The sequence below is a fragment of the Nostoc sp. ChiSLP03a genome, from assembly GCF_034531215.2.
GTDB lineage: Bacteria > Cyanobacteriota > Cyanobacteriia > Cyanobacteriales > Nostocaceae > Nostoc.
The window spans coordinates 1-24,552 of the sequence record NZ_JAVRBQ020000030.1 but is presented as its reverse complement, the minus strand read 5'-3'; the positions used below and the strand labels follow the sequence as shown (position 1 = coordinate 24,552).

Sequence of the window (24,552 nt, the reverse complement as noted above, 5' to 3'; positions counted from 1 at the left end):
CCCAAGTAAGTATTGAACAAAATTCCCGACTTTTTCAGAAATTGGGAATTTAAGCTACACAGGAAATTGTAGGTAAATAGTGCTGCTTCTAAAGGATTGGCACAACCCAACCCAGGCATGGCTTGCTTTTTCGGGTATACTTCATCACGTTAACAGAATGTGGGAATATATGAACTTGTAGATTAGCGCACCCAAAGCTAAACCTCCCAATGAAAAGATAGAGGCAGTCGAAAAAGCTAACCCTTTTCTAAGACCCGCTCTTTGAAAGTCTATCCTGAGTAATATAGTCGCTGAAATAATGAGTAAAGTATCAAGAAATATCCGAAACCAGGCAATCATAATAAAGAATAAGAAAGCTGCTAAGACGGCAACAGCAAAAGCCCTGGTATTTGATTGCAGAAAAATACTGTAGTAATATGTAATCTTTGGCCAAGGAGCGGTCAACGTTATGATTAAAAGCAAGATACCAATTACAGTTGCCACCCACACAAATATAGGAGCACGTGTTTCTGATATTACCCAGCCCAAAGTACTGTAACTCAACAGTACTAGCGCTAGGGACACCCAAGGAACTCTTTTCAAAATTGACATGGGTTTATATTTCTAGTACAGGGTTAAGGTCTTATCGCATAAATAAGTTTACTAACTCAAGACTTTATTTGGCTTGAGGATTTGCTTAGTTTACGAAAATTGTCCTTCCTTAAGCATATCCCAGTATCAAAGGAGTTGTTTACGATACGGGTATCAGTGAGATCGCAAACTAGAAGTTCTTACAGATAAAATTATATAGATTTTGAATATATGGCTTAAACTAGTAAGTTTAGCATCATATTTTATAACTTCAATCAATAGACTTTTATGCTATTTACAAGAAAGCTAAACAAGTTTGTCGAGAATTGCGGTACAAAGTAGTTAAAGATTTGTAAACTGTTAGCAGCCGAGTAGCCGCGTGTCACATCTTGTTAAGGAATTATCATGAAACAACTTATTATTGCTGAACGCGTATGCCTCATTGGTCATATCGCGTCAAAAGCCTTTGGACTGGTAGGGATGCTACTGGTAGTACCTAATGCCGAAATAATTTTCAACTTATCGCAGGTAGGAGAAACTGCCGTACAGTTAAGTATGGCTGGCGGGGGTGTAGTTGATATCATCTTAGGGACAATAGCTGTCTCTATTTATGCCTACCGGACTTTGGGATTCGGAACTTGGCTAGCATTTATGCTACCAGCTATGTTTATCTCTTTGGGGAGTGAACTACTGGGAACTAGTACAGGGTTTCCATTTGGCGATTATAGCTACTTGAGTGGTTTGGGTTATAAAATTGGTGGGCTAGTTCCTTTCACAATTCCTTTATCTTGGTTTTATGTTGGGCTGTCGTCTTACTTAATTGCGAGAACTGGTTTGAAAGTGGCTCAAAAACCCAGTTGGGGTCGCCATATTGCTGCAATAGCCGTTGGTGCTTTGCTCTTCACTTGCTGGGACTTTGCCCTTGAACCGGCTATGAGTCAAACTTCTCTGCCTTTCTGGTATTGGGAACAACCAGGAGCTTTCTTTGGAACACCTTACCAGAACTATGTAGGTTGGTTTGGTACTAGCGCTCTGTTTATGAGTGTGACAGGATTATTGTGGAGAAATACCTCGATTCAATTAGAGCGATCGCAACTAAATCTGCCTTTAGTCGTTTATTTAACTAACTTTGCATTCGCCGCTGGACTCAGTTTGGCCGCTGGATTCTTTATCCCTGTGTTACTTGGCTTATTGCTAGGTGTAATTCCGGCTATGGTGTTGTGGTCAAGGAGTTCAACCACATCGGCTCAAGTTACTGTTGAACCAGTAACCAAAGAAGTATCAGTAGCAAAGGTTGAAGTTGCCTTGAAATAAGTCTAGAAGTTAGGGGGTGGGGAGGCGAGGGAGCAGGGGAGAAATCAATTCAAAATTCAAAATTCAAAATTCAAACATTTTAGAACTTCTGTCTCCTGCCTCCTCTTTCCCAATGACTAATGACTAATGACTAATGACTAATGATTAATGACAACGCTTTGATAGTAGAAAACGCTATCTCTCTTTTATTGCTACTTATCCAAGTACCAGCAACGGCGATTCTGTTTTCGCGCCTGTTAAAAGGGCCAAGACGCCATCCTCCAATAGAACCCCAACAACCGACACCTGAGCTTTTGGGTAGGGTTAGCATCGTTGTTCCCACGCTGAACGAGGCGCTTCGCATTCGCCCTCTGTTGGCTGGTTTAAGTCAGCAAAGCTATGAAGTTCGGGAAATTATGGTTGTAGATAGTAAATCGAGTGATGGCACCCCCGATTTAGTCAAAGCTTCACAGCAGAAAGATCCGCGCTTTCGCGTGATGACAGATGATCCCTTACCCTCTGGTTGGGTGGGGCGTCCTTGGGCGTTGCATAACGGTTTTCTTTATAGTTCAGACGCTAGTCAGTGGTTCTTGGGACTGGATGCTGATATCCAACCGCATCCTGGTTTAGTTGCTGGGTTGTTAAAGACGGCCGAAGCACAGGGCTACGATTTGGTTTCTCTTTCACCCCAATTCATCCTCAAATATCCTGGGGAATGCTGGCTACAACCGGCTTTGTTGATGACTTTGCTTTACCGATTTGATCCAGCGGGGATCAATACAGAGCAACCAGAACGGGTAATGGCAAATGGGCAGTGTTTTTTGTGTCGTCGCTCCGTTTTAGCTGCTGTAGGTGGTTATAGCAGTGCGAGTAATTCTTTTTGTGATGATGTCACGTTGGCACGCAATATTGCTATCCAAGGTTATAAGGTGGGCTTTTTAGATGGCGCAAAGGTATTAAAGGTAAGGATGTATGAAGGGGCAATGGAGACGTGGAAAGAATGGGGGCGGAGTCTCGATCTTAAAGATGCAACTTCTCGCTCTCAGTTGTGGGGAGATTTATGGCTACTCGCATCTGTTCAAGGTCTACCGCTTTTAATTGTCCTGACTTTTTTGTTGATTTCTCCCCCACTCTCCTACTTGCTACAGACGCGATTAATCGCGTCTCTACCCACTCCCGCACTCCTGCTGCTGGGACTGAATTTATTCCTATTGGTGATTCGCTTTGCGATGCTAATAGCGATCGCACCTTCTTACGATCGCACAAACGCTAAAGGTAGCTGGTTATTTTGGCTTTCCCCTTTAGCCGATCCCTTAGCTGTGCTACGAATCTTTTTATCTGCATTCCGCACCCCACGCGAGTGGCGAGGACGCAAGTATAGTGCTGAGTTGTGAGTTGTGAGTGCTGAGTAGAGAGTAGGGAGTAGGGAGTGAGCAGTGAAGAGTTTAGAGTGAGGAGTTAAAAATTCAAAACTCAGCACTCAGCACTCCCTTACTCTTCTTCACCTCCTACTCGATCCCCGCGTTCCAATTCCCAAAGAATTTGATTTCCTTCACGGCGTACCCGTGACACTATCCAATTTCGCCAGCGCCATTGATCTCCACGACTGGTGACAGCACTGGCGTGGACATCCATCAAGTCTGCTAATTCAGAACTGGTGATTAAGTAGCCTTTTTCAGAAATTTCGTCAGCTATACGCAGAGTTTCGACCAAGCTGCGGAGTTGCGAAACCCTCATTTCTAGCGGTTTTTCATCGATCACGGCCGCAGTTGGCCCAGTTGATGGTTCCATAACGGTTATTTCTGGTGCAGAAGTACTGATTTCTTGCGGACTTTGGTTAGTTATTCGAGAGTTTTTTTCATAATCAGCTACTTTTGCTACATTTAGTTGATTTTGGGAAGGTAAAGATTTATAAAAATCTGTGGAAGATAATTGTTGTAGGGAAGGGGTTTTGCCACTTGCATAAGTGCGAGCGATCGCATCACAACGTTCGTTACCTATGTTACCAGAATGTCCCCGAACGTATTGCCATTTTACTTGTTGGGTATTGAGTTCATCTAAGGTTTCTAAAAGGTCTTGGTTTTGGACGGGTTTACCATCTGACTTTTTCCAGCCTTTGTTTTTCCAGCCTTTCACCCACTTGGTAACACAGTTAATCAGGTATTCGCTATCGGTATGAAGGGTGATGGGTTGGGCTTGTTGAGATGTTTGCAGAAATTGAAGGGCGGCGATCGCAGCTTGCATCTCCATTTTATTATTAGTGGTATGAGGGGATGCATCGCCCATTTCGTGGATTGAGCCGTCGCTGAAGTAGACGACAACACCCCAACCGCCAGGGCCAGGATTCCCGGTGCAAGCACCATCGGTGTATATGCTTTGAATTATGGGTTGGGTGGACATGTTTAGAGTATCAAACCGCGAAGGCAAGAGTTATTAGCGGCGAATTTTTTAACAATATCCAGGCTATTATACTGATAAAAACTCTTAATTCTGACTCCTGACTTCGGAATTCTTCTTTAATCCTCATCATCAGGCAAATTTTCCATTTCTTCAGTAATTAGCGTCTGAAAATCTTCGTCACAATGATTATACAGATGAACCGCAGCAGCTAGGAGTTCTGCTAGAATTTCAGCTTGTTGGTTCGCAGTCAAACTAGTTAACTGTAGCTGGTTAATTAAGGCTTGTACTTTCAGGCATTCTATACCTAATTCAGCAATCAAGGTACTAAGGGTTGAATTGGTTATTGCAAGAGGGCGATCGCTAATCTGCATATTTATTGTCCCAATCTTTTACGCGCTTGTTGGATTGCCTTGTCAAAAGCACGAATCTCTTTTTCCCAATGCTTAATTAGACCTTCGTCAGCAAAACTCTTTTCTGATTCCAGTCTAATATGTTCTTGATGTTCAGTAATTCTTTTAGCTAAAGATTCAATTGCCTTTTGATGGTGCTTTTTACCCATTACTCTGAACGATAAGCAACGCGGAGACTTTGGATTAAAATCACTAAAGATGCGATCGCCATTAACCCACCCCAAAACCAGTAAGGTAAAAGCAAATATCGCTGTATTTGCGCTGTATCAGAAGCACCAAGAGGACCAGCAGAACTACTAAATAGATAATCAAGTTGATGGTAGGTACTTACACAAGCTTGTACGCCCAGAAATTGAATGACAAACCCTTGCGCCCAGCGAGGTGCTCTCAGGGCAATACCTAAGATTATTAAACCCAGTAAAGGAATTGCTACTAATCCAAACCAGGAACGCACCCAAATTAATGTGGACAACAGCAAAAAACTTCCTAAAATTTTTAAACACAGGGTAGCTGCTGTAAAACTGCGGGAAGCCAAAATTAAAGCTGCACCGGCAAGAGGCGGCCCCATTGGACCGGCTGCGGCAATTATTGCTGGGCCAATTGGCCCCAATGACGACCGGATGCCATAAGTTGCGACACCAGAACCATTGCTAAAAATCTGCAACTTCTGAAATTGTCCCCCTAATAGCAGTGCCATTAAACCGTGACCCATTTCATGAAACCAAGTTGCCAAAATTGTAAATGGGTATAAGATATAATCTCCTCCTGGTACTTGCCACAACAAAGCAGTTGCGATCGCTGCTCCAACTAGCCAGGTTAGCCCCATACGCTCAACAACTAACGGGGCTTCTTTAGTCAGCAAAGGTTCAAAATTTTTGTTTGATTTGCTCATAAGTTACTCAATTTTAGATTTTAGATTTTAGATTTTGGAATTAAGATTATCCCCCGATTAATTCGTGGGGCATTCAATTTTGGATTTTAGATTATTCCTTCAATTTAATCTTGACAGTATATTTTCATCTATCCTAATGTAATTATTGAGGTATTAGGGTTGCTGAGAAATGCAACAATTCGCACCTCAAAGCGACGGCTGTAAACTATGGCGCCATCAAAAACAACATAGCCATCCGTCGCTTGTATGATGCGGTTCAAGTAGTTTATCCTCCAAAATGGATATCGGAGGATGGGCAGAAAATACTTAAACCGATGTCACAATTGAGTGAGAATCAGTTAAGCAAGTTGAAACAGGAATGTCATTAAGTCTCCTTTACCCAAGCTGATGCGATCGCCTGGTCGCAAGCGATGACGGTTCCCTGGTAAAAGTGGCAAATTATTAATGTAAGTGCCATTAGAACTTCCTACATCCTCTACATAATGGGCATCTCCCTCGACGCGAATATCTGCATGAATCCGCGAGACAATTTCGGAATTGGGAAACCCTGAAACATCTATATCTGGAGGAATTCGGTCATTAGGCTTGCCGATATGAATCACAGAGAAATTTTGCGGCAATTCAATTAAGCGATCGCTTTGAACGTGGATTAACCGCGCTGTAACCTGCTGCAATTGCGTTCTGGCAGCAGTTGCAGTTGGTGCTGGTGCTGCTGGCGGGGGTACTTCGGCTTGGGAGGCTGGTGCTGGTTCCACTGGTGGTGGAGTCGGAATACTACTTTGTCCAGAGACTACGGGTTGAGCTACAACGGTTGACACAGGTTCTGGAGGACTGCTTTCTGCAACAGGTGTTTGTGGCACAGGTTCTGGGGGAACTGCCATCTCTGTTGGTGGTAAAGATGATTCTGGAGGATGGGAGTTAGTAGATTTACTCATTCCCAAAGCATCTGGTTGTAAAAGTTCTAATAGTGGATCGGGTGGAACTAACGCTGGCACTTCCACGGGAATATCGGGAGTAACTGTTGTAGCTACTGCGGGATGAACGTGTGGAACACCTGCGGAGTGAAGGTTATAGCCACATTGACCACAGAATGCAGCATCTGCCTGCACAGTTGCCCCACAACTGGGACAATTAGTAGTTGCAGGTAATGGTGTATAACAAGCTTCACATTGGACAGCGCCATCAGGGTTGGGATGATTGCAATTAGGGCAGACGATCATCGATATTTAGCCTTTGTTCAAGATCATCATAAATATAGTTAGGACTGGCAAGCAGAGGGCGGCCCTAGCTTTAGATTCTAGCAATTACTGCTAATGAAACGGTTAGAATAATTCGTAATTGATAATTCGTAATTCGTAATTGCTTTACACATAAATACCCTTGGGTTAAGCAACGAATGTGTTTTCTCTTTTTCATAACCAAGGTTAGTTGCTTTAAAACCTTGATGAATTAATTACGAATTACGAACTACGAACTACGAATTACTAATTACCTATTCAATGTTGAAGTTCCAAACCTGCTGCCGCATCCAGCAGCCACCAAAGTTCTCCTTGGGGCTGAATTAAACGGGATGGGTAAGTGAAGTCATCGGCTACAGGTGCAAAAACTTGCGCTAAAGCTGGTCGTTTATTAGCACCAGCAACCAGAAAAATCACGCTACGAGCAGAGTTGATGAAGGGGTAGGTGAAACTTATCCTGGGGTTTCCGTCTTTATTACCCACAGTCACGAGGCGATCGCGTACTTTCAGAGCCTCTGTATGGGGAAACAAAGATGCAGTATGTGCATCATCACCCATTCCTAGTAATACTACATCCAAGGGGGGAAACTCGACCCCAGAAGAATGGAAAAATTCTTTGAGATGTTGTTCATATTTGGCAGCAGCCAGTTCTGGATTGGCTTCTAAAGTTGGTACGGGGTGAATGTTAGCCGCTGGGATGTCAACGCGATCTAGCCACGCACGACGCGTCATCAGTTCATTGCTATCGGGGTGATCTGGTGGTACGTAACGCTCATCTCCCCAGAATATATGAATTTTATCCCAAGGCAGTTTTTGAGTAGCAATCGCTTCGTATAACGGTTTAGGTGTACTGCCGCCAGATAAGGCGATAGTAAACTGCCCCCGCTGCTCAATCGCAGTTTCTAACTTGGACAGAATTAATTCTAGCGCTCGTGCAACCAGCGCCGGCTGATCCGGTAGAACTTCAACAGTTTTGTTCATGGCTTCATCATCATATTGCTGGCTTCTGGCAATACAATACCGAACTTATTACAATCCCCCTTTTTAACTTTTGAAACATTTAACATCGTGGATTAAGTAAGCTGGAAAATATAGACCCTCCTTATCACCTTTTACCGTAAGTTGTCAGTAGTGAGTCGTACCAACTACTAACCACTCTAATGATTATTTTTATTTACATCCAGTTACTTGATACTTTGTTGATTCACGCCACAAAGCATACATTTATTAATTCTTATTAAAAATTAATAGAACTAATCGAGCGCAAACAACTTTTCCCAGTCAGGGATCGCTTCACGTTGGGCAATCAACAATTCCTGAATTCCTTTTTGGGCAACATCTAGCAGTTGATCCAACTGAGTGCGGCTAAAGCTGCCTTCTTCGGCTGTTCCTTGGACTTCAATGATTCCCAGATGTTGATTCATCACTACATTAAAATCTACTGTTGCAGCCACATCTTCGATATAATTTAGATCCAAAAATGCCTCTTTCTCCAGTAATCCTACGGAAACTGCCGCTACCTGTCCACACAAAGGCGATCGCTCCAACACGCCTTCTTGCAACAATTTAGAAATTGCATGAGCCAACGCCACAAACGAGCCTGTAATAGCTGTTGTCCGAGTTCCGGCATCTGCTTGCAACACATCAGCATCTACAGTCAGCGTGCGTTCTCCCAGTGCCTCAAAATCCACTGCGGCGCGTAAGCTACGTCCAATTAGACGTTGAATTTCTTGCGTCCGTCCAGATAATTTCAATAATTCCCTTTCTTGGCGTTTTTGAGTAGCAGATGGTAGCATTCGGTACTCAGCAGTTAACCAGCCTTTACCAGTTCCTTCGAGAAACTTCGGAACTCCCTTATTAAAGCTAACAGTACAAAGTACCTGAGTATCACCGCATCTTGCGAGAACAGAACCGGGGGCAAAGCGGGTGAAACTGGGGTGAAAGCTAATCGGACGTAGTTCGTAGGGAATCCGACCATCAGGACGCTGCCAAGCCATTGGAATTGCCTCAAGTTTTACAATACTGCCTTAAGATTACCTTAGTGTTGTAAATCATCATTTTTGCGGCATTGGGCGTTAGGAGTGCTGTTAGCGGAAAGCTAAGGTTTAGCCCGTGCTGAGTCAAGAGTTAGGAGTTAGGAGTTAAGAGTTAAGAGTTAGGAGTTTTATTTATCTCCTTGTCTCCCTCATCTCCCTCATCTCCCTGCTCCCCTGCTCCCTGCTCCCTGCTTCTTCTCTAAGGAACTGAAAGCAGAGTCAAAATATTTTGCTGCACCATCTCTGGTGATTGGTCGCCGTTGATGGTCAACAAGCAGCGACGACGGTCGTAATATTCTAGGATGGGAATGGTGCGATCGTAGAATAATTCTACACGGCGCTGTACGATTTCTGGTTGGTCATCTGGTAGCGATCGCCCCAAGGATCGACTAACCATCACTGCTTCCGGGACTTGGAGATAAATTGCCCAATCTAGCTTTTGCCCTAAATCATCCAATAAAAAATCTAATTCTTCAGCTTGGAAGGCAGTACGGGGATAGCCTTCTAACACCCAATCGCAGTTAATATCTGGTTGTCTGAGGCGAATTCGGATCAATTCAACGATCGTTTCGTCTGGAACTAACTCCCCTTTTTGCATGTAGGGCCGTGCGTGGTAGCCAAGTTCGCTCAAGCTAGCGTAAACCGAAAGAGAAGTCCGAAGATCGGCTTCCAACCATCGAAATTCCGGTAGGGGCTGATTGCCAGATATTGCTTCTCGTAAAATCTCACCTGTGGAAATCAGAGGAATATCAAAGTATCTGCAAAGCCTTTGTGCTTGAGTGCTTTTTCCCGATCCTGAACCTCCCAGAATCACCAATCTCACAACAATTTACTCCTCATCCTGTCAAACTCACTACTAGCTAAGTCTGTTTTGCCTAAACAACCGACAAATTTAACATTTAGCGATTTTTAGGCGTTGTGCCTAGCTTTTTTAAATAATTAGAACTAGAGATTTTATGTTTTCATTTTTACAATTCATTACAGAGGAAAGACGAAAACTTACAGCAGTTAGCGGTTTTATAAACTACATCTAGAGACGTTATATGCAAAGTCTCTACAGGCTTTCGGGTTTTGTCTATGTACTTCATTTACGTGAAATCTGCTGTAAATCAAGCAGAACTCTTGACTTCAATACAAACCTAGTGTTGACTAAGAATGCAATTTGCCAAATCCACCACACCTGTGAAAAACAGATTGATTATACAGGCAAATTTGTCAGTTTTACCGCCAGTAATAACCCTTTACTTATTGTATTTTTTTGAACTTAACTTTATGGTTGCCCAGCTAGAAACTCAAAGTATCAATTCAACCCTAACTCTACCATATCCAGTTGAAGGTCTAGTGCAAGTTTTCACTAGCTCACATCGTAACTTTTTCACGAGTGTGATGGCTCAATCACTGAGAATAGCTGGACAAGGAACGCCAGTATTAATAGTACAGTTTCTCAAAGGAGGTATCCGCCAAGGACAAGATCGACCTATACAATTAGGACAAAATTTAGATTGGATTCGCTGTGATTTGCCTCGTTATATCGATACACCACATTTGGACGATACAGAAAATCAAGCCTTACAAAAGCTGTGGCAGTATACACAACAAGTTGTGTGTGAGAGTAAGTATTCTCTCGTGGTGTTAGATGAGTTAAGTTTAGCGATTAACTTTGGTTTAATTTCTGAAACGGAAGTTTTAGCATTTTTGGCAAAACGCCCTCCCCACGTCGATATTATTCTCACAGGGCCAGAGATGCCAAAATCCCTCTTAGATGTAGCAGATCAAATTACAGAAATCCGTCGGAGTTATCGACCTTAAACAAAATACTTCGTTCGTGCTAATATATCGAGTCGGCTTAAATTAATGTTAGTAGCGAACTTGTGATTAAGAACGATATCTGGATTACTGAAATGGCTCAACAGGGTTTGATTTCGCCCTTTGAGCCGAGCCTAATACGTCACCTTGAGAATTTACCTGTAATTTCATTTGGTCTTAGCAGCTTTGGCTATGACATCAGACTATCACCAGATGATTTTCGCATTTTTAGGCATATTCCAGGCACTGTAGTAGATCCTAAGAATTTTAATCCTGAAAACTTGGAGCGAACAGAACTCCATACAGATGTTAATGGCAAATACTTCATTCTGCCTGCCCACTCCTATGGGCTTGGGGTTGCCCTTGAAAGGCTGGAAATACCAGATAATATTACAGTAATTTGTATAGGTAAGAGTACTTATGCTCGTTGTGGAATAATTGCAAATGTAACTCCAGCCGAAGCTGCTTGGCGCGGTTACTTGACACTAGAGTTATCCAACGCCTCTAGCGCTGATTGCCGCATTTACGCCAGTGAAGGAATAGTACAGTTGATGTTTTTGGAGGGAGAACCATGTGCTATAAATTATGAAGCACGCCAGGGTAAGTATCAAGACCAGCTCAAGGGTGTAACTCTGGCTAAGGTTTAAACTTCAAAAGAATTATTTAGTTTTCTCTCTGCTTTCTTTAGGAAGTGTCTGTACTTCCTGTTTACCTAAAGGCTGCACAATTTGAACTATTGTTAAAACTATGGTTGCAATAGTTAAGATAATAGTAAAATAGGTCTGATTTGTCTCAATAAAATCTCTAACTCTACTTAATAAATCCTTTCTAGAGTTTCCGGCAATTTTTTTAGCGTCTTTTGTATAAGGAATAACTCCTTCCCTGACATCAAGTACATAGAGCGTACAAAAATCTTGTCCTTTCTTAAGTTGAACTGTTCTTTTGCCTAAATTGAAAACTGTGATAGAAAGTTTTCCTTCATATCCAGGGTCTATCTTTGATGAGGTGTTAGATAACCCATCTTGCAGAAGAGATACTTTTGGAACTACATGGCCAAATCTAGATTTGGGAAATTGAACTGATTCAACTGTCTCAATAATGACGGCAGAACCTGGTTGAAGAGATATTGTGCCATTCTCCAACAGATCAGTTTTACCGGAGTCTCTATGATCTCTGTATTCATCACCAACTCTTAAATCATAGCTGGCATTGCTAGACTTCGTATTATGAATTTGTTTGATATTGAGATTCTGTATAAAAATTACATCTCCTTCAAGACCACCAGCTCTCTCGTACTCTTCCCTGGTCTCTACTACTGTTCTATTACTACCATCCAATATAAATGGGATAACACTCATTGTTTTGCTGCTTGTGAAATAGTGTAATTTATTATACTCTATCCCCTTTCCTAGATACTCAATTATTTAAGGTGCTAATTTTACCTTACCTAGATGCTGCTTTTCACACCATTGTGCGATCGCTCTAAATCATACCCAAAAATTAGAGTGCGATCGCTTGCTTTATCCCACTGCAAATTCTGTCAGCTTTTGCATATAAGGAGGCTGATAAGCCAGCACTATATCTTGCTTAGGAATACCATACTCTATTAATTCATTAGCCACGCCAATCTCAGTCCCATCATACTGAATCCAAATCTTACCATCTCGAATATCTAGATGAATTAAACAGCCATAAACTCGACGACGATTTTCCCACCCCGTATTCACAACTTGATAATGATCTTGTTGTACATCAAAAATAGTTTGCCGTTCGATTTCACCATAGGCAGGTTTAACCTGAGCATGAATTGTCAAAACTTGCTGGATGATTTGTCTATACTTTGCTAGTTTATCCATTGTACAATTACCTCATTTTCCGGGTCAAATACTAGCAGTTTCAATTGATATTCATGAATACTCAGTTGTGGCAATTGCCGTGAGAAAAAATCTTCATAAGTTGCTAGCGGAACTGGTAAATAGAGAACTCGCTCTGGTTCTTTTAGTTTTAGTGCAACTCGATAATTTAAACATTGTCCTAAAGCTGTATGAAATTCGGAAATTGCAGAAGGAGCAACAAAACTCTTGATTTATACAGCAATTCTTTCATCTTGTTTTTGGGCAGCAATTAACCGTTTTGCACCCAGAACGATTTGCAGTTGTCCATCTGCTAAATCAATAGAGAGTGGATCGTGCGTAATTGTCCAGCCATCTTTTTGCAAAGCCAATCTAACTAAATTATGGAAAATATCTCTTGCAGACATTCATTAAAATTTTAAGTGTAATAACTTGAAAATTTTATAGTCTAAACTTTCATCATATTTTAGCTCTCAGGCAGGAGTTGGTGCGATCGCTTTATCCTACAAAACATTCCGTAACTCTTGAATTGTATTTGCTACAACAATCTTGCGTAAAATCTCTTTCAATTGCTCTAAGTCAGAAATTTGCGAAATTTGCGACATCAACTCCAAACCATCGCTGCCAAATTTCGCCTCTAAACTTGTTTCGATGCTACAGATTATTCCACGTACTTCTCCTCTTGCTTCTCCTCTTGCTTCTCCTTCTGCTTCTCCTCGTGCTTGTCCCTCACGTAAAATTTCTTGATACCAAGGTGACTCTCTTAAGACTGTCATATCCCACCTCATGATTTCTTGAACTAAAGTACTTTCTAATACAAAGGTTGCAAAAAATGCCAGAACTGTCTCAAGTTGATTTAATTGCTCATCAGCACGCAGCATTCGCAATGCTTCCCTAATTGTAGACTCGTTTTCTCCGCCTTTGAGAATTGGTACAAAGGGAAGCAGCGACGGTAACGGTGTCTCAAAAGCAATATTTACATCAACCTCCCAAAGGTTGATTACGCGGTAATCTTGAATTGCTCTTAAGCCGATAAAATTGGATGCAAAGCTTGTAGGTATTTCGCTGTTGCTGATTTTGAGAATATTAATCAGTACAGGGTACGTTTGTAGTTTATATTTCTCTTCCGCAAGAGCCGCATAAGCACGCATCCGACGCGGCATTTCTGATGTGTAGCGCAATTGTAACTCATTGAGGATGAGAAATTTTCCGTATTGGGGACTTTCAGCCGGAATTACAACATCGCTTTGTCGGCTAATCCATTGGAATTCTGTATTTAAGATTTCGCCTGTAACAATGTCGGGAATTCTTGTCACCCATTTTGCCCAATTATTTGGTGCAAGGCTGATTAATTTTTTAGTGCTAATATCGACAGCTTTGTTCATCAAAAAAATAGATGCGATCGCCCTAAATCAAAGCCAGTAAATCCGATGACAATCGCTTCGCCTTATCCTACCGCAAATTGTGTCAACTTTCAGCCATTATCTAAGGTGCTAACCTGGCTTTACCTAGACGCTGCTTTTCATACCATTGTGCGATCGCAGGTGCCCAATCTTCAAAATGAGGCCACATCATTTCACACAACTTTTGAATTTCCAGTTGAGCATCTTTCTTATTTCTCAGGTCACAAAAATGCAAGAAAGACCTTAAATTGAAACTAACTACAAAATGCTGGCGATAGTCAAAAGGCACTTTACCTCTAGCGTGTTCTTCAGACATTCCACCCTCAAAATCAGCTTTATATCGTTTAGCTGCTTCTAAACACCACTCCAAATCTGCTGCTCGTTGCTCTGGTGAATAGTAATACTTTTTACCTTGTCTATCAGTGTAATAACCAACGGGACGTAGATAAAAAACATCTTCTATGTCTTTCTTACCTTCTACTACGTCAATAAATTGGTTGCCTGTGTACCTAAAAGATTGTACATCAAATGATACTCCTACCCGATGAGTCCGCGCCTGCTGCATCACACTGTGGGGAAAGTAGCCACAATTAAAAACAATCTGGGGATGCTCTAAAGGCCCATAGTGTCCCCTCTCACCTGCTAAAAGCCGCTTAACAATTACTTCGCCGCTTTGTAACTCCGAGGGCCAGGAGTCGCGCTCATCAAACACGAACCCATCGGTATAGTCCTGGTGCATCGCGGCATAAATCACCTGCTGCGGATTTGGTGTTTTGGCAATAACCTCTACTCGAAATCGATGCATTAGCTGTTGGGGAATGGATTGGTGACTGAGATTGCTTAGACAGAGTACTTAGACATGGCTTTGAACTCGATTCATCATCATATCTCTTCTCTGGCTTGGACTTCTAGTCGATTAGATGAAGATACTTTACAAATGTTAATAATTTTGTTACAGTTATTTACATAAACAGAAGACAGGAAAAAATCCATGCGTACAAGCACTGCTATCATTGACGACCAAGGCAAACTGAACAACTTTGCGATCGAGCCAAAAGTATATATAGATGAACAAGGCGATCGCACTGGTTTCACTCCTTATGCAGAAATGCTCAACGGTCGTTTAGCAATGATTGGTTTTGTCTCTCTGATAGCATTAGAAGTATTCACAGGACACGGTATTGTTGGTGTTTTGGCAAATCTGTAAAAACTAATTTATTTAATAACTCTCAAAAAATCATCAGAGACGGTAAATTTACCGTCTCTTATTTTATGGAAAACTTAGTGCTAGAGTGAAAATATACTGATAACAAAAACCGTTAGTTATCAGCGTCAAAATATTGGATGAACTATGGCTTTAGTTACTTCAACTATGTTGCCGCTAGGCACTAAAGCGCCAGATTTTAATCTACCGGAAGTAGTATCTGGAAAGGCAACTTCACTTTCTACCTTTGCAGATAAAAAAGCATTGTTGGTAATGTTTATTTGTCGGCATTGCCCGTTTGTAAAACACGTCCAACAAGAATTAGTGCAGTTAGGAAGAGATTATTTTACAAGTGATTTAGCGATCGTTGCTATTAGTGCTAACGATGCAAAAAATTACCCAGATGATGCGCCAGAGTCGTTACAAGCATTTGTTACAGAACAAGGTTTTAATTTTACCTTATGCTACGACGAGAGCCAAGAAACGGCAAAAGCTTACACAGCAGCTTGCACGCCAGATTTTTTTGTATTTGACGATCGACGCCAACTTGTGTACCGGGGACAATTAGATGATAGCCGCCCCAGTAACGGTAAACCTGTAACAGGTGCAGATTTACGCGCAGCCATTGAAGCAGTGCTAGCGGGTAAACCTGTTACGAGCGAGCAAAAGCCGAGTGTTGGTTGCAATATTAAATGGAAACCAGGAAACCAACCCAGTTATTTTGGTTAAGAGGGATTGGGGATTGGGGATTGGGGATTGGGCATGGGGCATTGGGGATTGGGGATTGGGCATTGTAAAACTTTTCCCTACTCCCTACTCCCTAGTGCCCACACCTATTAATGTTTAATTTCTAAATTTAATATGTAGTATCCTAATTGGACTTTTTCTGCCCACAATTCATATTCCAGCCGCAAATTCTCTGGCAAAGGATGTCCGTTGAGGGTTAGGCTACGAGTAAAATTTCGTAAACGAATCGGATCGTTAGGTTGCAATGACTCAGTTGGCAACCAATAGCGACTAATGCCATAAACACCCTGTTCCCAAAAGTGACGATAACTCACTTGAGCGTTACCTTGCATAGTCATGATGACTCGGTAAGGGGAAATCTCCAGCCACAATATTCTGGGACTGTTAGGCGCGTAAGCTTTGCTCTTGCTTTGAGGAAGTGTGTCTTCTGGACTTATGACACTCTCTACTTCGCAGCTAATTAAAGGCGGTGCGGTCATCAGTAAATGAAACCGATCGGTATCCTTTTGATACAATGTCGCGGCAGTTTCGACAACAGACCAGATCGGTAGGTCAGTGGAAATAAGTGATAAGCACACGGGCTTGCGGTGATGGGTCAGCATGGGAGCGATAAGGGCTAAAAGCTATTGAACAAAGTGAAATGAACACTCTAGCTGTCTAATAGGTCGGGCTAAGAAACTAAATAGTAAAGCAGGCTTAATATTAATGAATCCGTTGATTTGTTAATAAGCTACACAAATCTGGATGAAACAGGTAAAATGTCAGCTTACACAGTATAAATGGTACTTTTATCTAGAGAGAGCTAATTCGTAAGTAAAGCTTGTAAATATTCTAAGACTATAGCCTCAAAACAGTGGCAGTCGTTTTAGATGCTAAAAACCTTTTTCAGGGAGACTTACCGGAGATTGGAGTAAGTTTCATAAAGCCAAAAGCAATAGGATACTAGGAAGGAAGTCACCAGAAGCGACAAACTAAGTCGCTGATGAACTTCCGGTGTATTCAAATGCCAGTGTATCCTAATGTCGGCTTCTGTTATATCCGTAAAAACTCACGAAAACCTTTCTCACCAAAATATTGCTGAGTAAAAAGTAAAATTCATTGACTCAGCAATACTTTGGTCTGCCCATTGCGCGTCTCGCAGAGGCTGAAGCTTCATAAAAAATCATTCTGATTTATTTTTATTCATTACCGATGCCATTACACCTGTGAACAAGTCATGAGTGTTACAGGCTGGTACTTATTTGGGAATACTTTTATAGGAGTGATAAGAAAGGCGATCGCACTAACACTTTCAATTCAAATGTACTACGCCACCTTACAATCACTCTTATTTTACAAAAAAGACCTATCAATACTCACTAATCTACCAGGAGCAAGCAAGATGGGATTCACTGAAGATATTACCAAGTTATCTGAACAAGTGCGTAAGCGGGCTGATCAAGTTGTTGGCGAAGAATCTACTAAGATGGCGCTGATTGTTCCTTTTTTGAGTGTTCTTGGTTACGATGTTTACGATCCTAGTGAAGTAATGCCGGAATACGTGGCAGATTTTGCTATCAAAAAAGCAGGGCAGTTTGAAAAGGTAGATTACGCTTTAGCTATTAACAATAATATAGTTATGCTCGTAGAGGCAAAAGCTCGTGGTCAAAAAGCTGAGGCACATGATGGGCAACTGAGTCGCTATTTTAATGGACTTTTGACAACAAAAGTAGCTATCGTTACTAATGGGGTTGAGTACCGTTTCTTTACAGACTTGCGTGATAAAAATGTTATGGACAAGGAGCCATTTTTTACTTTTAACGTCCTGGAATATGATACCAAAGATATTGATAACCTCAAATTCTTTCACCGTGATAATTTTGAGGTTACAGCTATTACCAACCATGCCGAGGAAATGGTTTATGTAAAAGGCATGACTCAACTTCTAGGAAATCTTTTACGTTCTCCTTCTGAAGAATTTGTTCGCTTTTTAGTGACTGAACTTGGTACAGTTGCTCCTAGTTATGAAATTAAAGGTCGAATTACTGGTAAAATTATTGATAAATTCAAACCAATTGTTAAAAAGTCGATTCAGGGAAGTTTAGTAGAGTTAATGACTCGCTCACTTACCCCAGTAATAGATCAGCCTGTTGAACCTCCAATAGACGTAGATATTGAAGTAGGGGATATACAACCAGATCCTCAAGAATCAAAAGTAGTAACAACTGCTGAAGAAATCGAAGCTTTTGAAAAAATTAAAGCAATCACGCAAACCTCAACGAGTTACAATTATCAACTCCAATACAAAGATACTGTTTCATACTTTGGTATCAATCTTGTTGGCAAAAGTACTTGGTGGTTTCTGAGACTATATCTGTCTTCACAGAAAAAAAGTTTTATTACTCGACTAAGTGTAGATGAAATAAAGTCGCTAGCTTCAAACTTTGAAGTGCAGGAAGTATCGGCTTCTCTGGGGGATGCCGCATCAAAAGTAATTATTTCCTCTGTCAGTGATTTAGATAAGCTGACATCACTAATTCTCAGATGCTATGAGGCAGAAGCAGCCAAGCATCAAATATTGACTCCAGACTTAATCAGAATGGAAAAATCAGCTTAACTCAAGGTATCTACTACCAAACTACAGCTAACCAACTATTTCCGATTTTTACCTGCTAACAAATTAGCGATCGCACTACTAATTACTTGACATATCGATAATCATTGGCTTGGAAAAAGTACAAAAAAAAGTGGCTCTGCAATCAGCAGAACCACCAAAGCTTTCGCAAATTTGTTATAAATTAACGAACTGCCCCTTGAGCAGAAACTGTATCAATCGGTTTCATCAGGTACAGCCGCAATAACTGCCAGCCGTTGGAGATGTAAAGCGGCAGTTTTTGGAAGAATTGCAGGAATTTGGGAGTGTTGGAGTTAGCGATCGCACCCAACTTCTCATTATTGCTTATACAAACATCCAAGCGATCGTAAAACTCTGGATTCTCTACATCCAGCATCAGTGGGAATACCCTACCTGCATTTTCGTTAGTCTTCTTAATTACATGGATATCGTATTCTCGCGCATCCAATCCCAGGGTGGCATAAAAGTCCTTGCGTTGGATGTCATTGAGATACATTGTCGCAAATACCGACAACAGGAAGAACCGACTCCATAGCCGTGCTTTCCAATCATTCAACATTTGCGGTTGAGATTTCATCACCGCATCAAAGAAATCGCCGTGACGGTTTTCATCTTGACACCAGTTTTCAAAGAACCGGAAGATTGGATAAACCCGGTCTTCAGGATGTGCTTCTAAATGGCGATAAATGGTGATGTAGCGCCAATAACCGATCTTCTCAGAAAGATAAGTAGCGTAGAAGATGAATTTCGGTTTAAAGAAGGTATAGCTGCGACTCTTAGTCAAAAACCCTAAATCTAGGGACAGATTAAAGTCCGACAAAGCTTTGTTCAAAAAGCCAGCGTGACGCGCTTCATCCCGTGACATCAGGTTAAAACACTCTGCCAAAACAGGGCTTTTGCCTTTCAAGCGACGACCAAGTTCTTTATACAGCAAAAAGCCAGAAAACTCTGCCGTACAAGAACGTTCTAGAAATTCAACGAACAACTTGCGAGTTTCCCCGTCAATATGATCCCAGGATTGTTCAAACTCGGCATCCCGAACAAAGTGGTGGCGGTTGTAGTCAGTGCGGAACTCTTCGAGAATGGCTTGTAACTCGTCTTCGTTGACGGAGATATCCATCCGGGCCATTTCATCAAAATCGGTAGTATAAAACCGAGGTGTTAACAGGGTTTCTTTTGCCGGGACTTTAATCCCTGGCCGGATTTCTTCAAAGCCTGGTTTTTTGAGGGAATCTACCATGTCTTGATTTCTCTTTCGTCTTTATTATCTTAAGTAGACCTTTCGGGTGACGTTCCTACGTCTCTACGCCACGGTAACGGCAGTTCGTCATGGGGAAACCCCGTTGGCGCTAGCCTCTCCCTTTGGGAGAAGACCGGACTGCCTTACCAGAAATCCTCTGGCAAACCGTAACAGCCCACAATAATCCAATTGTATAAAGTTCAGTCTACCAAGGTGCGGGTGAGAAATTTCTAAGCAAAACATTAAGAGTTGCAACAATCATTCAATATTTGCGGAATCAAAAATCGCGGATTGGTAGTCAAATAAATATAGTTCAGCAAGCAGCATTATCTCGTTTAAGTGGAGTAGGCACTTACCTCTTGATTTTCAAAGCACTAGTATTTCAGTAATTTTCTGTGGTTGTTACTACAATAAATTTATGGGGTTCTATTAATACATGAGACAGCTTAAAATTAACAATCCATGAGTAGCATAATTACTGAAAAATCTAAGTACTTTAGTTATTTTTTGCACCTTTATCAATAATTCTACATTAGACAATGCCCACAACTTCAAATCAGAACAGCAGTGTCTATTACGAAAGTTGTTAGAAAGCAACTGGTGCAAGATGTAAGTCTAGCTATTAGCACTTAGTATAAAAAACAGTCCAAAAAAACATTTTAAACAACAAGAGTAAATCCAAAAGGTTGAAAACAAGATGAATCTTGAAAACAATCAGCAGCATAAAGACCGACTTCTTGTCTCTTATATCTTATGTGCAGTCGGATTTATGGGGGTAGGAGGATTGCAGCGTTTCTACAATGGCAAAATCGGAACTGGTTTGTTATGGCTGTTGACTGGTGGTGTATTTGGTGTAGGGCAGTTCGTGGATTTATTCTTTATCCCCAATATGGTTGACGAATACGAACATAACTTGAGATTAAAAGCGGGTGTATCTCCCTTTGGTGTGCCGTTGAATCAAGCAGTAGTTGCTTCTCAAGTCCACCAACCAACAGGCAACCAACTGATGGTGAAACTGATTGAAGCGGCGGAAAGCAAAGGTGGTATTTTAACTGTCACTCAAGGCGTAAAGTTTACAGGAGCCAGCTTTGCTGAAGTGGAAGCTACTCTCAAAGAAATGTACAAATCAGGTTATGTAAAAATTGATAACGACCCCAATACTGGAGCCGTTACTTACCATTTCCACGAGCTTTAATTGTTATTAGTCATTTGTCCTTTGTCATTTGTCATTTGTCATTTGTCCTTTGTTATTTGTCATTTGTCATTTGTTAAAAACCAATAACTAATGACCAATGACCAATGACCAATGACTAATTTCTACCTAACCACTTTTGACCGTCCAAGCGCTGAACTAAGCCATATACCAACAAATCGAGGGTAATTTTGCGCTCATCGATTAAGAATGACTCAAGAGTGCTAGGTTTTTTGCCTTCATTACAAGAAAATCCTTTTTTTCCTTGAATATCTTCATCGGGGAAGTACAGGTTAAACTGACGCTTACTGATTTCTGACCAACTGCCAATAATTTGCCAGCATTCTTCGGCGGATTCAAAGCCAGTGATTGGCATCTTCTGCTTGGCAAAAGACACCTGTAAATCTTTTACACCTTTTTGAGCGATCGCTTTTTGTAAAGCTGGCAAGTAGTCTTGCTCAATGAACTCTACAAATGGCTTATTTTCAACAGCTGGGGCTTTTTCCTTTTTAGGGGCTTTAGCGGCGGGTTTTTCTTCTGTTGTGTCATCGTCGGCGGGTTTTTCTCCTTTTGCGGCTTTAGCTGCGGCGGCGGGTTTTTCTCGCTTGGGTGATGCAGCAGCTGGTTTGGCAGCATTGGGATTATCTTCGGGGTTTGCGGCTTTAGGATCTGGCGCGTTGGCAGTAGGAATATCTGTGGCTTCGGATGAGTCTGTACTGGGAGCGTGTTCTTCAGCTACACTGGGAGCTTGCTTGTCAACAGTGCTGGGAGCTACTTCTCCCGCTTGATTGTGATTGGTTGGGTCTGCCATTGCTCAGGTCAATCCTTTAATCTAGCTTTGGGAGCGATCGCTCACCTTGATGTATCGGGTACTTTTATTTTGACATACTACTACCGCTGTGCAGAATGGTTAAGGTAAGAGATGCGATAAATCGCCGTCTTTACAATAATCAGACGCGATAAATCGCCGTCTCTACAATAATCAGTCTTTGTCTTGACAGCGATTCATCGCGTCTTTGCGATGATTTATCACATTTTTAACGATCTAGAATTTTCATCAAAAAATCTTAACCGAGTTTCAATAAGCTCTCACTGCCACCTGAGATGCTTGGGATGTTCAGGATAAAACAAAATTAATATTTTGCTGAAACTAGAGGAGCGATTTGATTGCATCTAGGTTGCAATATATGAAGAAAAGCCCGGAGTCACAAAAACGTCTCCGGCTTTATGTTGTGCGTTTAGGCTTGAGCAAAAGTCTGATTTAGTTTTTCTCAAAAAATTATTAATTTTCTGGAATATCAGGTCAAATATAAAAGTTAAAACATGAAAATTTTCGCCCTTAAACTCTTATTTAATTATTTTCGTTCTAGGTATTTTACAATGAGGTTTTTAAAAGCGATCGCTTGCGAACAAAAATTGTTTAATAGCTATTAAAGCAATTATTCTATGCTACCTCACATAGATAATCGGTAGCAGTTCCAGATTAATGTAGTCAATGATTTTCCTTTTTTGAAAAAATATAAAAATTATATAATCCAGTCAAAAAAATCAGCAAAAACTAAACCTTAACCAAGATGCTATTCAATCTTAATGATTAGAAAAAATATTCTTAACATTATTCAAATACACTCTTGCTAAGATAACTCCAAATACAGATTACGATCTTAGTTTTTGACTTTTTATGGGCAAATAAAAGATGCTTAATTCTCGGCTCATTGTAATCAAACTTGGAAATAATGGGTTCCAAAAAAATGTGTGGAAGTGTAGCTAGATGTAGTTTTGAGATTTCTACATCTGACATCAAATTCTCACATATCCTAATTTCACAACTTGAGCAAATAGTAATTACAAAAATCTTGAGTTAAGTTTTTTTAGCCTATTTACAGTCAAAAGTTTAGTAATTAGTATTTCAGTTTTGCAAACTTCTCGGCTATATAAGCAAAGTAAGATAATGCAAACTAATCTGAAATCTCAACCTAGCAAAGTTAGCTTTGTTTGTATCGTACTGGCTTTTAGTCAGGTAGCAGTTTGCATATTTGGAGTGTTCCCAAACGTTTTACAGCTTGAATAAAGGGAAAATTCTTATGGCTCTCTATGGCTATACCATTGGAGAAGATCGCGACTCAAACGCTAGTAATGGCAAGCAACTTGACGTTTACCGCTTTTTGATCCCTTCTGGACCTGGAGGTTCTATTACTCCTACAAGAGTAGGTACAGTCAATCTTCCAGCTACTGCTACTACCGCCGATCTAGAAGGTTTGGGAACTAACCCTCGTACCGGAAGGGTAGGTGCGGTTAACGAAGCACGCGTTACTGGTGCTACAACACCAATCGATCCAACCGTTACTGTCGTTAATAATGTAGATCAGCCTTTTGCTCCAGCCACGACCTCACCAACCCGTACACCATCTGACCTACGTCGTTTTGGATTTGAGTCAGGTGCTGACTTTGGACGTGACTATTCAGTAGCTGCTCAACCAATTGTTCTATACAACATTTCAGGGAATCCGAATCCCGCAAATGGGCCAGTAGGAAGCTCTCTTTATAAAATTACTACAGCTACCCCTGGAACTGTTAGCCTTGTAGACGGCTTTGGCGCACCTACTACTACTGCACAAAGACAAGGAACTCAACCTACCAATCCTGGAAAATTTGCCGATGGATTAGCTATCGACAATCTCAATCCTGGTAGAACTCGCGCTCTTGCTAGCGATTTCAGGACTAATGATGGAGATGGAAATCAGCTTTACAAAGTCGATGTACTCACTGGTGAACTATCTGCACCGATTACTCTAAGAACTCCTTCAGGACAAGCTCTGAATGTCAACGCAGATTCTGGGTTGTCATTTACTAACTTCGGTTCTCAAAGATTGCTGGGTTGGCTGGAAACTGGCGCTGTCTATGAGATCACAGGCTACCAAGATGAACTTGCTGCATCAGGTCTAGGTTTAGGTAGTGCCACAGGTACTAATGGCGCTGGCTTTGCAACCGCCACCTTACTTGGTAACGTTAATTTACCAAATGCTGTGAGCGGAGTCGTTGATTATGAAGGCTTTACGATTGTTAATGAATAACAGTCGTCAATAGCATACTCTTTCTTCAACTCTTGTAAAAAGTACTTTTGCAAGAGTTGAAGAACGAAGCTAAGGATAAAAAAGTGCCAAGCGGGATTATGACTGATTAACTGAGTTTGTAGTAAGCACTTTAGTCATTAAATAAGAGCTATCACTATTCAAAGTTTTATTTGATGAGCCATTAGAGCCTATAGTTAACGTTTCTCTCAAAATTAATTTATTGTTCTCAATCGATAAACAAATATTTGTTCCTTCAATAATTTTTTTCAAAAAAGTTGTTAGTTTTTCAGCATGCTTTTCTCTTTTTTGATCAAAGGCTGGAATTTTCTCTCTCAATATTTTGTGAATTTGAGATATAGGAATACCACCTTGCTTCAACTGAATTAATTGCTCAATATTCTGCTTCAATTCCTCTAAAGCTTTCTTCGTTATACCAATTTAATGTGAAGTTACACATATCTAGATCCCCCTAAATCCCCCGATAAATTGGGGGACTTTGATATGTTTTTCTGGTTCCCCCCTTTATAAGGGGGGCTAGGGGGGATCGAATTCTATGCAGCTTTATAAAAAATTGGTATAA

27 protein-coding genes and 1 pseudogene are annotated in these 24,552 nt (G+C 41.1%); 9 read left to right on the top strand and 19 right to left on the bottom strand.

What is annotated here, in order from left to right; translation table 11 throughout:
• Nucleotides 1-144: 144 nt before the first annotated feature.
• On the bottom strand, nucleotides 145-591 hold the full coding sequence (locus RMY32_RS04395) for a hypothetical protein (RefSeq protein ID WP_322711666.1): 447 nt from the start codon (nucleotides 589-591) through the stop codon (nucleotides 145-147).
• Between the two features lie 384 nt (nucleotides 592-975).
• Between RMY32_RS04395 and cruF the strand changes: the two genes are divergently transcribed.
• Together cruF and cruG are read left to right on the top strand one after the other, a co-directional pair.
• Nucleotides 976-1,884 (top strand): gamma-carotene 1'-hydroxylase CruF, encoded by a 909-nt coding sequence (gene cruF / locus RMY32_RS04390; RefSeq protein ID WP_322711665.1) that lies wholly within the window; start codon nucleotides 976-978, stop codon nucleotides 1,882-1,884.
• A 140-nt stretch (nucleotides 1,885-2,024) separates the two neighbouring features.
• Nucleotides 2,025-3,257 carry a 2'-O-glycosyltransferase CruG gene (gene cruG / locus RMY32_RS04385; RefSeq protein WP_322711664.1) on the top strand — a complete coding sequence of 411 codons (1,233 nt, stop codon included), beginning with the start codon at nucleotides 2,025-2,027 and terminating at the stop codon, nucleotides 3,255-3,257.
• Between the two features lie 97 nt (nucleotides 3,258-3,354).
• On the opposite strand, the gene rnhA is transcribed toward cruG, so the two are convergent.
• From rnhA to RMY32_RS04340, 9 genes are all read right to left on the bottom strand, one after another.
• The gene (rnhA, locus tag RMY32_RS04380; RefSeq protein WP_322711663.1) at nucleotides 3,355-4,263 is read right to left on the bottom strand and encodes a ribonuclease HI; all 909 of its coding nucleotides are present in this window, start codon (nucleotides 4,261-4,263) and stop codon (nucleotides 3,355-3,357) included.
• A gap of 116 nt (nucleotides 4,264-4,379) precedes the next feature.
• Entirely contained in the window at nucleotides 4,380-4,634 is a 255-nt protein-coding gene (locus tag RMY32_RS04375; protein WP_322692908.1) for a hypothetical protein, read from the bottom strand.
• Between the two features lie 2 nt (nucleotides 4,635-4,636).
• The gene (locus RMY32_RS04370) at nucleotides 4,637-4,822 is read right to left on the bottom strand and encodes a hypothetical protein (RefSeq protein WP_322711662.1); all 186 of its coding nucleotides are present in this window, start codon (nucleotides 4,820-4,822) and stop codon (nucleotides 4,637-4,639) included.
• Nucleotides 4,822-5,565, bottom strand: a complete 744-nt coding sequence (locus RMY32_RS04365; protein ID WP_322711661.1) for a M50 family metallopeptidase — start codon at nucleotides 5,563-5,565, stop codon at nucleotides 4,822-4,824. The genes RMY32_RS04370 and RMY32_RS04365 overlap by 1 nt, the downstream gene beginning before the upstream one ends.
• 128 nt (nucleotides 5,566-5,693) lie before the next feature.
• Nucleotides 5,694-5,825, bottom strand: coding sequence for a hypothetical protein (locus tag RMY32_RS04360; RefSeq protein ID WP_322711660.1), 132 nt, complete (start codon nucleotides 5,823-5,825; stop codon nucleotides 5,694-5,696).
• A gap of 78 nt (nucleotides 5,826-5,903) precedes the next feature.
• On the bottom strand, nucleotides 5,904-6,785 hold the full coding sequence (locus RMY32_RS04355) for an FHA domain-containing protein (protein ID WP_322711659.1): 882 nt from the start codon (nucleotides 6,783-6,785) through the stop codon (nucleotides 5,904-5,906).
• Nucleotides 6,786-7,061: 276 nt separating this feature from the next.
• On the bottom strand, nucleotides 7,062-7,784 hold the full coding sequence (gene pgl, locus RMY32_RS04350) for a 6-phosphogluconolactonase (protein ID WP_322711658.1): 723 nt from the start codon (nucleotides 7,782-7,784) through the stop codon (nucleotides 7,062-7,064).
• Nucleotides 7,785-8,056: 272 nt separating this feature from the next.
• Complete coding sequence (rph, locus tag RMY32_RS04345; RefSeq protein ID WP_322711656.1) at nucleotides 8,057-8,800, bottom strand: ribonuclease PH; 744 nt, start codon at nucleotides 8,798-8,800, stop codon at nucleotides 8,057-8,059.
• A gap of 238 nt (nucleotides 8,801-9,038) precedes the next feature.
• A complete protein-coding gene (locus RMY32_RS04340) occupies nucleotides 9,039-9,662 on the bottom strand; it encodes a nucleoside monophosphate kinase (RefSeq protein ID WP_322711655.1) in 624 nt (207 codons plus the stop codon).
• Nucleotides 9,663-10,111: 449 nt separating this feature from the next.
• Between RMY32_RS04340 and RMY32_RS04335 the strand changes: the two genes are divergently transcribed.
• Both RMY32_RS04335 and dcd read left to right on the top strand, forming a co-directional pair.
• Nucleotides 10,112-10,648, top strand: coding sequence for a P-loop NTPase family protein (locus RMY32_RS04335; protein ID WP_322711688.1), 537 nt, complete (start codon nucleotides 10,112-10,114; stop codon nucleotides 10,646-10,648).
• A gap of 62 nt (nucleotides 10,649-10,710) precedes the next feature.
• The gene (gene dcd / locus RMY32_RS04330; RefSeq protein ID WP_409882175.1) at nucleotides 10,711-11,292 is read left to right on the top strand and encodes a dCTP deaminase; all 582 of its coding nucleotides are present in this window, start codon (nucleotides 10,711-10,713) and stop codon (nucleotides 11,290-11,292) included.
• Between the two features lie 12 nt (nucleotides 11,293-11,304).
• Here the strand turns inward: dcd and RMY32_RS04325 are convergent, their stop codons facing one another.
• The 5 genes and pseudogenes from RMY32_RS04325 to thyX all read right to left on the bottom strand — a co-directional run bounded on the left by RMY32_RS04325 (nucleotide 11,305) and on the right by thyX (nucleotide 14,706).
• Nucleotides 11,305-12,003, bottom strand: a complete 699-nt coding sequence (locus tag RMY32_RS04325) for a dCTP deaminase domain-containing protein (protein ID WP_322711654.1) — start codon at nucleotides 12,001-12,003, stop codon at nucleotides 11,305-11,307.
• Between the two features lie 162 nt (nucleotides 12,004-12,165).
• Entirely contained in the window at nucleotides 12,166-12,501 is a 336-nt protein-coding gene (locus RMY32_RS04320; protein WP_322711653.1) for a XisI protein, read from the bottom strand.
• A pseudogene (locus RMY32_RS04315) lies at nucleotides 12,489-12,905 on the bottom strand (XisH family protein). The gene RMY32_RS04320 and the pseudogene RMY32_RS04315 overlap by 13 nt, the downstream one beginning before the upstream one ends.
• A 96-nt stretch (nucleotides 12,906-13,001) precedes the next feature.
• Complete coding sequence (locus tag RMY32_RS04310) at nucleotides 13,002-13,883, bottom strand: Rpn family recombination-promoting nuclease/putative transposase (protein ID WP_322711652.1); 882 nt, start codon at nucleotides 13,881-13,883, stop codon at nucleotides 13,002-13,004.
• A 100-nt stretch (nucleotides 13,884-13,983) separates the two neighbouring features.
• Entirely contained in the window at nucleotides 13,984-14,706 is a 723-nt protein-coding gene (gene thyX, locus RMY32_RS04305; protein WP_322711651.1) for an FAD-dependent thymidylate synthase, read from the bottom strand.
• A 186-nt stretch (nucleotides 14,707-14,892) separates the two neighbouring features.
• Between thyX and RMY32_RS04300 the strand changes: the two genes are divergently transcribed.
• Nucleotides 14,893-15,108, top strand: coding sequence for a chlorophyll a/b-binding protein (locus tag RMY32_RS04300; protein WP_114083012.1), 216 nt, complete (start codon nucleotides 14,893-14,895; stop codon nucleotides 15,106-15,108).
• A gap of 144 nt (nucleotides 15,109-15,252) precedes the next feature.
• Nucleotides 15,253-15,834 carry a thioredoxin family protein gene (locus RMY32_RS04295; RefSeq protein ID WP_322711650.1) on the top strand — a complete coding sequence of 194 codons (582 nt, stop codon included), beginning with the start codon at nucleotides 15,253-15,255 and terminating at the stop codon, nucleotides 15,832-15,834.
• Nucleotides 15,835-15,941: 107 nt separating this feature from the next.
• Here RMY32_RS04295 and RMY32_RS04290 read toward each other — a convergent pair whose 3' ends face one another.
• Nucleotides 15,942-16,454, bottom strand: coding sequence for a hypothetical protein (locus RMY32_RS04290; protein WP_322685102.1), 513 nt, complete (start codon nucleotides 16,452-16,454; stop codon nucleotides 15,942-15,944).
• A gap of 614 nt (nucleotides 16,455-17,068) precedes the next feature.
• On the opposite strand from RMY32_RS04290, the gene RMY32_RS04285 reads away from it, so the two are divergent.
• On the top strand, nucleotides 17,069-18,448 hold the full coding sequence (locus RMY32_RS04285; protein ID WP_322711649.1) for a type I restriction endonuclease: 1,380 nt from the start codon (nucleotides 17,069-17,071) through the stop codon (nucleotides 18,446-18,448).
• A 181-nt stretch (nucleotides 18,449-18,629) separates the two neighbouring features.
• Here the strand turns inward: RMY32_RS04285 and acsF are convergent, their stop codons facing one another.
• The gene (gene acsF / locus RMY32_RS04280; protein ID WP_322711648.1) at nucleotides 18,630-19,706 is read right to left on the bottom strand and encodes a magnesium-protoporphyrin IX monomethyl ester (oxidative) cyclase; all 1,077 of its coding nucleotides are present in this window, start codon (nucleotides 19,704-19,706) and stop codon (nucleotides 18,630-18,632) included.
• A gap of 697 nt (nucleotides 19,707-20,403) precedes the next feature.
• On the opposite strand from acsF, the gene RMY32_RS04275 reads away from it, so the two are divergent.
• Nucleotides 20,404-20,901, top strand: a complete 498-nt coding sequence (locus RMY32_RS04275; RefSeq protein ID WP_322711647.1) for a TM2 domain-containing protein — start codon at nucleotides 20,404-20,406, stop codon at nucleotides 20,899-20,901.
• Nucleotides 20,902-21,016: 115 nt separating this feature from the next.
• Here the strand turns inward: RMY32_RS04275 and RMY32_RS04270 are convergent, their stop codons facing one another.
• Nucleotides 21,017-21,709, bottom strand: coding sequence for a DUF2996 domain-containing protein (locus RMY32_RS04270; RefSeq protein ID WP_322711646.1), 693 nt, complete (start codon nucleotides 21,707-21,709; stop codon nucleotides 21,017-21,019).
• 1,273 nt (nucleotides 21,710-22,982) lie between these two features.
• Here RMY32_RS04270 and RMY32_RS04265 point away from each other — a divergent pair.
• Nucleotides 22,983-23,972, top strand: a complete 990-nt coding sequence (locus RMY32_RS04265) for a water stress protein WSP1 (RefSeq protein WP_322711645.1) — start codon at nucleotides 22,983-22,985, stop codon at nucleotides 23,970-23,972.
• Nucleotides 23,973-24,068: 96 nt separating this feature from the next.
• On the opposite strand, the gene RMY32_RS04260 is transcribed toward RMY32_RS04265, so the two are convergent.
• Nucleotides 24,069-24,380, bottom strand: coding sequence for a hypothetical protein (locus tag RMY32_RS04260; protein ID WP_322711644.1), 312 nt, complete (start codon nucleotides 24,378-24,380; stop codon nucleotides 24,069-24,071).
• Nucleotides 24,381-24,552: the final 172 nt, after the last annotated feature.

Coding starts and splice junctions, on each gene's coding strand:
- RMY32_RS04395 (WP_322711666.1), bottom strand. CDS start 591: ATGTCAATTTTGAAAAGAGTTCCTTGGGTGTCCCTAGCGCTAGTACTG.
- cruF (WP_322711665.1), top strand. CDS start 976: ATGAAACAACTTATTATTGCTGAACGCGTATGCCTCATTGGTCATATC.
- cruG (WP_322711664.1), top strand. CDS start 2,025: ATGATTAATGACAACGCTTTGATAGTAGAAAACGCTATCTCTCTTTTA.
- rnhA (WP_322711663.1), bottom strand. CDS start 4,263: ATGTCCACCCAACCCATAATTCAAAGCATATACACCGATGGTGCTTGC.
- RMY32_RS04375 (WP_322692908.1), bottom strand. CDS start 4,634: ATGCAGATTAGCGATCGCCCTCTTGCAATAACCAATTCAACCCTTAGT.
- RMY32_RS04370 (WP_322711662.1), bottom strand. CDS start 4,822: ATGGGTAAAAAGCACCATCAAAAGGCAATTGAATCTTTAGCTAAAAGA.
- RMY32_RS04365 (WP_322711661.1), bottom strand. CDS start 5,565: ATGAGCAAATCAAACAAAAATTTTGAACCTTTGCTGACTAAAGAAGCC.
- RMY32_RS04355 (WP_322711659.1), bottom strand. CDS start 6,785: ATGATCGTCTGCCCTAATTGCAATCATCCCAACCCTGATGGCGCTGTC.
- pgl (WP_322711658.1), bottom strand. CDS start 7,784: ATGAACAAAACTGTTGAAGTTCTACCGGATCAGCCGGCGCTGGTTGCA.
- rph (WP_322711656.1), bottom strand. CDS start 8,800: ATGGCTTGGCAGCGTCCTGATGGTCGGATTCCCTACGAACTACGTCCG.
- RMY32_RS04335 (WP_322711688.1), top strand. CDS start 10,112: ATGGTTGCCCAGCTAGAAACTCAAAGTATCAATTCAACCCTAACTCTA.
- RMY32_RS04325 (WP_322711654.1), bottom strand. CDS start 12,003: ATGAGTGTTATCCCATTTATATTGGATGGTAGTAATAGAACAGTAGTA.
- RMY32_RS04320 (WP_322711653.1), bottom strand. CDS start 12,501: ATGGATAAACTAGCAAAGTATAGACAAATCATCCAGCAAGTTTTGACA.
- RMY32_RS04310 (WP_322711652.1), bottom strand. CDS start 13,883: ATGAACAAAGCTGTCGATATTAGCACTAAAAAATTAATCAGCCTTGCA.
- thyX (WP_322711651.1), bottom strand. CDS start 14,706: ATGCATCGATTTCGAGTAGAGGTTATTGCCAAAACACCAAATCCGCAG.
- RMY32_RS04300 (WP_114083012.1), top strand. CDS start 14,893: ATGCGTACAAGCACTGCTATCATTGACGACCAAGGCAAACTGAACAAC.
- RMY32_RS04295 (WP_322711650.1), top strand. CDS start 15,253: ATGGCTTTAGTTACTTCAACTATGTTGCCGCTAGGCACTAAAGCGCCA.
- RMY32_RS04290 (WP_322685102.1), bottom strand. CDS start 16,454: ATGCTGACCCATCACCGCAAGCCCGTGTGCTTATCACTTATTTCCACT.
- RMY32_RS04285 (WP_322711649.1), top strand. CDS start 17,069: ATGAGTGTTACAGGCTGGTACTTATTTGGGAATACTTTTATAGGAGTG.
- acsF (WP_322711648.1), bottom strand. CDS start 19,706: ATGGTAGATTCCCTCAAAAAACCAGGCTTTGAAGAAATCCGGCCAGGG.
- RMY32_RS04275 (WP_322711647.1), top strand. CDS start 20,404: ATGAATCTTGAAAACAATCAGCAGCATAAAGACCGACTTCTTGTCTCT.
- RMY32_RS04270 (WP_322711646.1), bottom strand. CDS start 21,709: ATGGCAGACCCAACCAATCACAATCAAGCGGGAGAAGTAGCTCCCAGC.
- RMY32_RS04265 (WP_322711645.1), top strand. CDS start 22,983: ATGGCTCTCTATGGCTATACCATTGGAGAAGATCGCGACTCAAACGCT.